This is a genomic window from Pseudomonas sp. GM60 (assembly GCF_000282415.1).
GTDB lineage: Bacteria > Pseudomonadota > Gammaproteobacteria > Pseudomonadales > Pseudomonadaceae > Aquipseudomonas > Aquipseudomonas migulae.
In genome coordinates, this window is record NZ_AKJI01000095.1 from 24,512 (window position 1) to 31,355 (window position 6,844).

The following is a 6,844-nucleotide window of genomic DNA, read 5'->3' on the forward strand; positions in this document are numbered from 1 at the left end:
AGGCTCGCGGGTTTCAGGCGTCTGCGCCCCATCTTAGGCAGTCGCCCGGCCCCATCAATGGCTGGAGAGTGATCCCTTGGAACATGGTTCGTGTTGGATCAAGGCAGCACCGTATGTAGGAGTGAGCCTGCTCGCGATAGCGGTGTGTCATTCAACATTGATATCGACAGAAATACCGCTATCGCGAGCAGGCTCACTCCTACAGGGTTTTGCGTTCGCAGGAATACGAAACATTTACTTTCATATCGAGGTTCGGGATTTCTGATTCTCATTCGTCTTATATAGATGCAGGCGGTTCGCGTAGGCAAAAGCCACGACCGCACTTTTCATGGACCCCACGCTGGGAAGCCCGCAGCAGAGGCCCTCTCATCGATACAAGACCTTAATCATGTCGAAGAAATCCCGCTCAAAACTCTGGTTTCTGGTCCACAGCTGGCTGGCCCTGCCCATCTGGTTTTTTGTGCTGATCGTCTGTGTGACCGGCACGCTGGCGGTGATCAGCCAGGAAATCGTCTGGCTGGCCAACCCGCAAATGCGCGCCAGCCAACCTTCCGATGATGCGCCGCTGTTGAGCTATGACCAGCTCATCGCCGCGATCAAGCAGGCCGAGCCGCAGATTCTGGTCGAAAGCATCAGCCGACCTGACGAAACGCATTTCGCCCTGGACGTGGAAGTGACCTACCCCGACGGCCGTTCGGTAGTGGTCTACGTCAACCCGTACAGCGGCGTGATCCAGGGTACGGCCCCGCAATTCAACTTCAGGGCCTTCACCCGCGCCTTGCACGGTTGGTGGCTGGTGCCGTTCACCAATGGCTACAGCTGGGGCTGGTATTTGGTGTCGTTTCTCAGCCTGCCGCTGCTGGCTTCGCTGATTACCGGGCTGGTGGTCTACAAGCGCTTCTGGAAAGGCTTTTTGCGACCGACCCTGCGCCTGCGTCACGGAGCGCGGATTTTCTGGGGCGACTTTCACCGCCTCAGCGGCATCTGGTCGATCTGGTTCATCGCGGTGATTTCCGTCACCAGCACCTGGTTCCTGATCGAAGCGTTCATGTTCGATAACCAGATTACGATTTCCACCGCCCCGGTGGCGCCGGTGGTCCCGCGTGAGAGCGTGCCCCTCACCGCCAACGGCTCGCCGGCACCGATGATCAGCCTGGAAACGGCGATCCGTGAAGCGAAGGCACGCATTCCCGGCCTCGAAGACAGCTTCATCAGCCTGCCCGCCAATGCCTACAGCTACCTTTCGGTGGGCGGCCGCAGCTGGTATCCGCTGATGTTCCAGACTGCCGAAATCAACCCGTACACCGGCGACGTCGCCGTGACCCGCCTGCTTTCGGACCGCTCGGGGCTGGAGCTGGTGACCGAATCGATGCGGCCGCTGCACACCGGCGATTTCGGCGGGCTCTGGATCAAGCTGATCTGGTTCTTCTTCGGCCTGCTCCTGAGCATGATGGTCCTCAGCGGCCTGCTGATCTGGACCAAGCGCACTGCGTTGGCCACCGCTAACGCCCTCAAGCGCAGCAACAAACGTCCTCGCGCTGCCGATGCCACTCACGTCACGAGCCACGACACCACGGAGGTCAGCCAATGAGCCTGTTCGCCGCCGAAAAACCGGGGTCCAGACTGAGCCGCTTCTGGCACAAATGGCGCTTCCACATCAACGTTTTGCTGTTGCTGGTGCCGCTGGGTTTCATGCCCAAGTACTTTGCCGATGCCGCGCTGTTTCGCGGGGACACCGGCCTGGGCGAGCGGGAAATCGGTGAAGTTCAGGTCGGGCCGTGGAGCCTGCGCCTGGCGGAACTTCGCAACGAAGCACCGCGGCCCGATGGCCCGGCCGGTTACATGAAGAGTTTCAACGCGGCGCTGTGCGACAGCTGCCGCGAGCAGGTCAAGGCGACTTACCTGCGCATCGGCAAACCGCGCAGCCTGCGCGCCGCCGGGGTGATTTTCTTCGGCACGCCCTACCGCATGGGCGCCATGCTGCCGATCCCGGAAAAGACCAAGGCCGACGCCGAGCTGTGGATCACTATGGAAGGCTGGGACGGCGCCATGCATCAAGCGTCCATCCCGCTGAGCCAGGCATCCCCCGCCACCCTCGAGTGGCTGAACAAACAAGGAGGCAAACCATGAGCAACGCATTTCGCCCTCTCCACGCCGTGTTGCTGGTGCTGTGCGCCGGCTTCAGCGCCAGCGCCCTGGCCCACAACCCGATGTGCGAGTGCAAGGCCATCGACGCCGAGCAGATCCAGTGCACCGGCGGTTTCTCCGACGGCAGCGGCGCACCGGGCGTGACCCTGGATGTGATCGGCTACGACGAAACCATCCTGGTGCCGGGCAAGCTCGGTGCCGATTCCAAACTGACCTTCAAGAAGCCCAGCGCCGAATTTTATGTGCTGTTCGATGCCGGTCCCGGCCACGTCGTCGAGATCGACCAAGCGGACATCCAAGCCCCATGAGTACGCCAACTACCCATGTCGTCCGCCCGGCCGGTGCCGGCCATGAAACCCTGTATGTGTTGCTGCTGTGCCTGCTGATCCTGGCGGTCGCCGGTTCGGTGGTCGCCTGGCGCCACGAGTCCCAGGAAACCAGCACCGTCAGCAGCCATCAACTGGATGCCCGCCGCGACCTCAGCGCCTCCGAGCAAGGCATCTACGCCGACCTGCGGGTGACGCTGGACGAGATTCACCTGCTGCGCCAAGAACAGCAAACCCTGCCGACACCTGAAGCCCTGGCGGACGAGGGTTTTGCGCCGTTTGCCCAGGACGCCAGTTCCGTCAGCCGTGGCGCTCATGCCTGGCAATTGCTCGACGCCAAGGCGTATTTCGGCCAGAGCCAGACGTCCGCCGTGGCCGGTTCGTTTCTGATGCGCCTGACTGCCGACGACGATGCGCCAGACATCTGGCTCAACCGTGGCGCCGACCTCAAAGCCCCGGCCGACGTCACGGACGCCGCGCTCGAAAGCGCTGGCTGGCAGCAGATCGTCGCGCAATTCGATGCCGGCGTGACCCGCCAGCACCGGCACTGAACCCTCGCCTTCACCCGAGAGAAGACCGCTTTCCCATGCCTATTTCATCTCAACGTTCATTCTTGCGGCCGCTGCTGATCGGCCTGCTTGCCTTGCTGCTGACGCCACTGGCCAGCGCCGACGAAGCCAAGCGCCTGCGCATCGGCATCACCCTGCACCCTTATTACAGCTACGTGGCCAACATCGTCGGCGACAAGGCCGAAGTGGTGCCGCTGATTCCGGCCGGCTTCAACCCGCATGCCTACGAGCCCCGCGCCGAAGACATCAAGCGCATCAGCGGGCTGGACGTGATCGTGCTCAACGGCGTCGGCCATGACGACTTCGCCGACCGCATGATCGCCGCCAGCGAAACGCCGAACGTGGCCGTGATCGAAGCCAACGAAAACGTACCGCTGCTGGCCGCCACCGGTGTTGCCGCGCGCGGTGCCGGCAAAGTCGTTAACCCGCACACTTTCCTGTCGATCAGCGCCTCCATTGCCCAGGTCAATAACATTGCCCGGGAACTCGGCAAGCTCGACCCGACCAACGCCAAGACCTACACCCAAAACGCACGCGCCTACGGCAAACGCCTGCGGCAGATGCGCGCCGACGCCCTGGCGAAACTGACCCAGGCGCCGAACGCCGAGCTGCGGGTGGCCACGGTTCACGCGGCTTACGACTACCTGCTGCGGGAGTTTGGCCTGGAAGTGACCGCCGTGGTCGAGCCGGCCCACGGCATCGAACCGAGCCCGAGCCAGCTGAAAAAGACCATCGATCAACTGCGCGAACTGGACGTGAAAGTGATTTTCTCGGAGATGGATTTCCCGTCCACCTACGTCGAGACCATCCAGCGTGAATCCGGGGTGAAGCTGTACCCGCTGTCGCACATTTCCTATGGCGAATACACCGCCGACAAGTATGAAAAGGAAATGACCGGCAACCTCAACACCGTGGTCCGGGCGATTCAGGAGTCGGGGCAATGACCGCTAAGGAAACACTCAGCGAATCCCCGTTGGGAGCGAGCCTGCTCGCGAAGGCGTCGGGTCAGCCGACATCATCGTTGAATGACACACCGCTATCGCCGGCAAGCCGGCTCCTACAGGTGGCGGGGCCGACGTTGGATTTTGCGGAGGTCAGTTTGACGCTGGGTCGCACGACGATCCTTGACCAGGTCACCTTCCAGGTTCAGCCCAGCAGCGTGCATGCGCTGGTCGGTCCCAACGGTGGCGGTAAGAGTTCGTTGATCAAGACCCTGCTCGGGCAGATGCCGCATCAGGGTCGCTTGAGCCTGCAATGGCCCGGCGAACCCGGCACCATCGGCTACGTGCCGCAAGCGCTGGAGTTTGATCGCGGCTTGCCGATGACCGTCGACGATTTCATGGCCGCGATGTGCCAGCGACGCCCGGCGTTCCTCGGATTGAGCAGGCATTACGCGGCAGCGATTGGCGAAGCGCTGGAACGGGTCGGCATGCAGGACAAGCGCAAGCGGCGCATGGGCGCCTTGTCCGGTGGCGAGCGTCAGCGCGTGTTGCTCGCACAGGGACTGATCCCGGCGCCGCAATTACTGGTGCTCGATGAGCCGATGTCGGCCCTCGATGAGGCGGGCATTCAGGTGTTCGAACGGTTGCTCGGCGACTGGCGCCAGAGCGGGATCACCGTGCTGTGGATCGAGCATGATCTGGAAGCGGTCGGGCGTCTGGCGGATCGCGTCACCGGGCTCAATCGCCGGGTACTGTTCGATGCCACGCCGAAACAGGCACTGACCCCGGAACGTTTGCTGACCCTGTTCTCGACCCATCCACGGAGCGCTGTCTGATGAGTTACGAAGCCTTTCGCTTGATGGTTCAGGGCTGGGCGTCTTCGGGTTATCTGCCTGAGGCGCTGGCCTATGGATTCGTGGTCAACGCGCTGCTTGCCGGTTTGCTGATCGGCCCTGTGCTGGGCGGCTTGGGCACGCTGGTGGTGGTCAAGCGCTTCGCGTTTTTCTCCGAAGCGGTGGGTCACGCGGCGCTGACTGGCGTGGCCATCGGCATTCTGCTCGGCGAACCCTACACCGGGCCCTATGGCAGCTTGTTCGGTTACTGCCTGCTGTTCGGGATATTGCTGAATTACCTGCGTAACCGTACGGGGCTGGCGCCAGATACCTTGATCGGCGTGTTCCTGTCGGTGTCGCTGGCACTGGGCGCGAGCCTGCTGTTGATTCTGGCGGGCAAGATCAACGTGCACATTCTGGAGAACGTGCTGTTCGGTTCGGTGCTGACCGTCAACGGAAATGACTTGCTGGTGCTGGCCATCGTCGGTTCGCTGGTGATGGCGCTGGCCTTGCCGCTGTACAACCGCATCATGCTCGCCAGTTTCAACCCGCAACTGGCAGCGGTACGCGGCGTCGCGGTGAAGACCCTGGATTACCTGTTCGTGATTCTGGTGACGCTGATCACCGTGGCGGCGGTGAAAGTCATCGGGGCGATTCTGGTCGGTGCGCTGTTGGTGATTCCGGCGGCGGCAGCGAGGTTGCTCAGCCAGTCGCTCAAGGGATTCTTCTGGTGCTCGGTACTGATCGCCACGGTCAGCACGCTGTGCGGGATTCTTGCGCCGATTGTGTTCGACCTGCCGATCCCGTCCGGCGCCGCGATCATTCTGGTGGCCGGTATCGCCTTCGCCCTCGCCGCCATTGCGCGCGGCGTCGTCCCCAGCCTGAAAGGGAACCTTGGATAAATGTCATTTTCTCTGCGTCAACTGACCCTGGCCGTCGCCCTGTGCGGGCTGGTCAATACCTCGTTTGCGGCGGACAGCGCCAAACCGTTGCATGTGCTGGCGTCCTTGCCGATCACTTATGGTCTGGGCGAAGTACTGCTCAAGGGCACCAACGTCAACCTTGAACGCGCGGCGCCGGCGAACCTGCCCGGCAGTCGTCAGACGGCTTACTTCACCGGGCGCGGCGCGCCGGCATTGGCCAAACTGGCGACCGACGCCGATGCGGTGATTGGCCTGCGTTCGTTGTGGGCGGATGATCCGCTGTACCCGATCGCCCGGCGCAGCAATATTCGCATCGTCGAAGTCGACGCCGCTCGCCCGGTGGACGGCGCCCTGCCCGGCATCGCCGTGCAGCCGGGCAACAAGGTCGATGGTTTGAACAGCCAGCCGTGGTTTTCCAGCAACAACATGGGGCGCATGGCGGATGTGATGGCGGCGGACCTGGTGCGTCTTGCACCTGCTGCAAAGCCTGTGATCGAGGCCAACCTTGCGACACTGAAACAGCGCTTGCTCAAGTTCAGCGCCGACAGCGAAGCGCGGCTGGCCAGTGCTGACAATCTGAGCGTGATGAGCCTGAGCGATCACTTTGGCTACTTGATTGGCGGGCTCAATCTGGAACTGATCGGTCTCGATGCGCGGCCCGACGCCGAATGGACACCGGAGGCGCTGAAGCAATTGGGCGCGACGCTCAAGGACAATGACGTGGCGGTGGTGTTGCATCATCGGCAGCCGTCGGACGCGGTGAAAGCGGTGATTGCCGAGGCCGGGAGCCGGTTGGTCGTTTTGAGCGTGGACGCGGCGGATCCTGTGGCTGAGCTGGAGGGGAATGTGGATTTGGTGATCAAGGGGTTGAGTGGGGCGTGACGTCAGTTGGACCGCGTTATCGTTCTTCGCCGGCAAGCCGGCTCCTACAATGGGCGTTACACAAATCCCTTGTAGGAGCCGGCTTGCCGGCGATGACGGCCTGATAGCCGGCCATTTCCTTTCAGGTGTACATATCCATTGCTGCGGTAACGGCTGATATTGGTTTCGCCCTTACGGCGAGTCACTTGGAAAAGCCCCAAGTAACCAAGGGCTCTTGCCCCT

General features: G+C 62.3%; 8 protein-coding genes. All 8 read left to right on the plus strand.

The features are described from left to right. The first annotated feature begins 388 nt into the window (after positions 1-388). The 8 genes from PMI32_RS07120 to PMI32_RS07085 are packed head-to-tail and all read left to right on the plus strand — an operon-like array spanning position 389 to position 6,622. Positions 389-1,591, plus strand: coding sequence for a PepSY-associated TM helix domain-containing protein (locus PMI32_RS07120; RefSeq protein ID WP_008032639.1), 1,203 nt, complete (start codon positions 389-391; stop codon positions 1,589-1,591). Further along, positions 1,588-2,130, plus strand: a complete 543-nt coding sequence (locus tag PMI32_RS07115) for a PA2404 family protein (RefSeq protein ID WP_008032641.1) — start codon at positions 1,588-1,590, stop codon at positions 2,128-2,130. The genes PMI32_RS07120 and PMI32_RS07115 overlap by 4 nt, the downstream gene beginning before the upstream one ends. Beyond that, on the plus strand, positions 2,127-2,456 hold the full coding sequence (locus PMI32_RS07110; protein ID WP_008032642.1) for a hypothetical protein: 330 nt from the start codon (positions 2,127-2,129) through the stop codon (positions 2,454-2,456). Before PMI32_RS07115 ends, PMI32_RS07110 begins: the two co-directional genes overlap by 4 nt. Beyond that, entirely contained in the window at positions 2,453-3,025 is a 573-nt protein-coding gene (locus PMI32_RS07105) for a DUF6162 family protein (RefSeq protein WP_008032644.1), read from the plus strand. The genes PMI32_RS07110 and PMI32_RS07105 overlap by 4 nt, the downstream gene beginning before the upstream one ends. Positions 3,026-3,060: 35 nt before the next feature. Further along, positions 3,061-3,987, plus strand: coding sequence for a metal ABC transporter substrate-binding protein (locus PMI32_RS07100; RefSeq protein ID WP_008032647.1), 927 nt, complete (start codon positions 3,061-3,063; stop codon positions 3,985-3,987). Then, positions 3,984-4,820 (plus strand): metal ABC transporter ATP-binding protein, encoded by an 837-nt coding sequence (locus tag PMI32_RS07095; RefSeq protein ID WP_008032648.1) that lies wholly within the window; start codon positions 3,984-3,986, stop codon positions 4,818-4,820. The genes PMI32_RS07100 and PMI32_RS07095 overlap by 4 nt, the downstream gene beginning before the upstream one ends. Further along, positions 4,820-5,719: a metal ABC transporter permease gene (locus tag PMI32_RS07090; RefSeq protein WP_003226663.1), complete on the plus strand. Its 900-nt coding sequence runs from the start codon at positions 4,820-4,822 to the stop codon at positions 5,717-5,719. The genes PMI32_RS07095 and PMI32_RS07090 overlap by 1 nt, the downstream gene beginning before the upstream one ends. After that, on the plus strand, positions 5,720-6,622 hold the full coding sequence (locus PMI32_RS07085) for a metal ABC transporter substrate-binding protein (RefSeq protein WP_008032651.1): 903 nt from the start codon (positions 5,720-5,722) through the stop codon (positions 6,620-6,622). Positions 6,623-6,844: the final 222 nt, after the last annotated feature.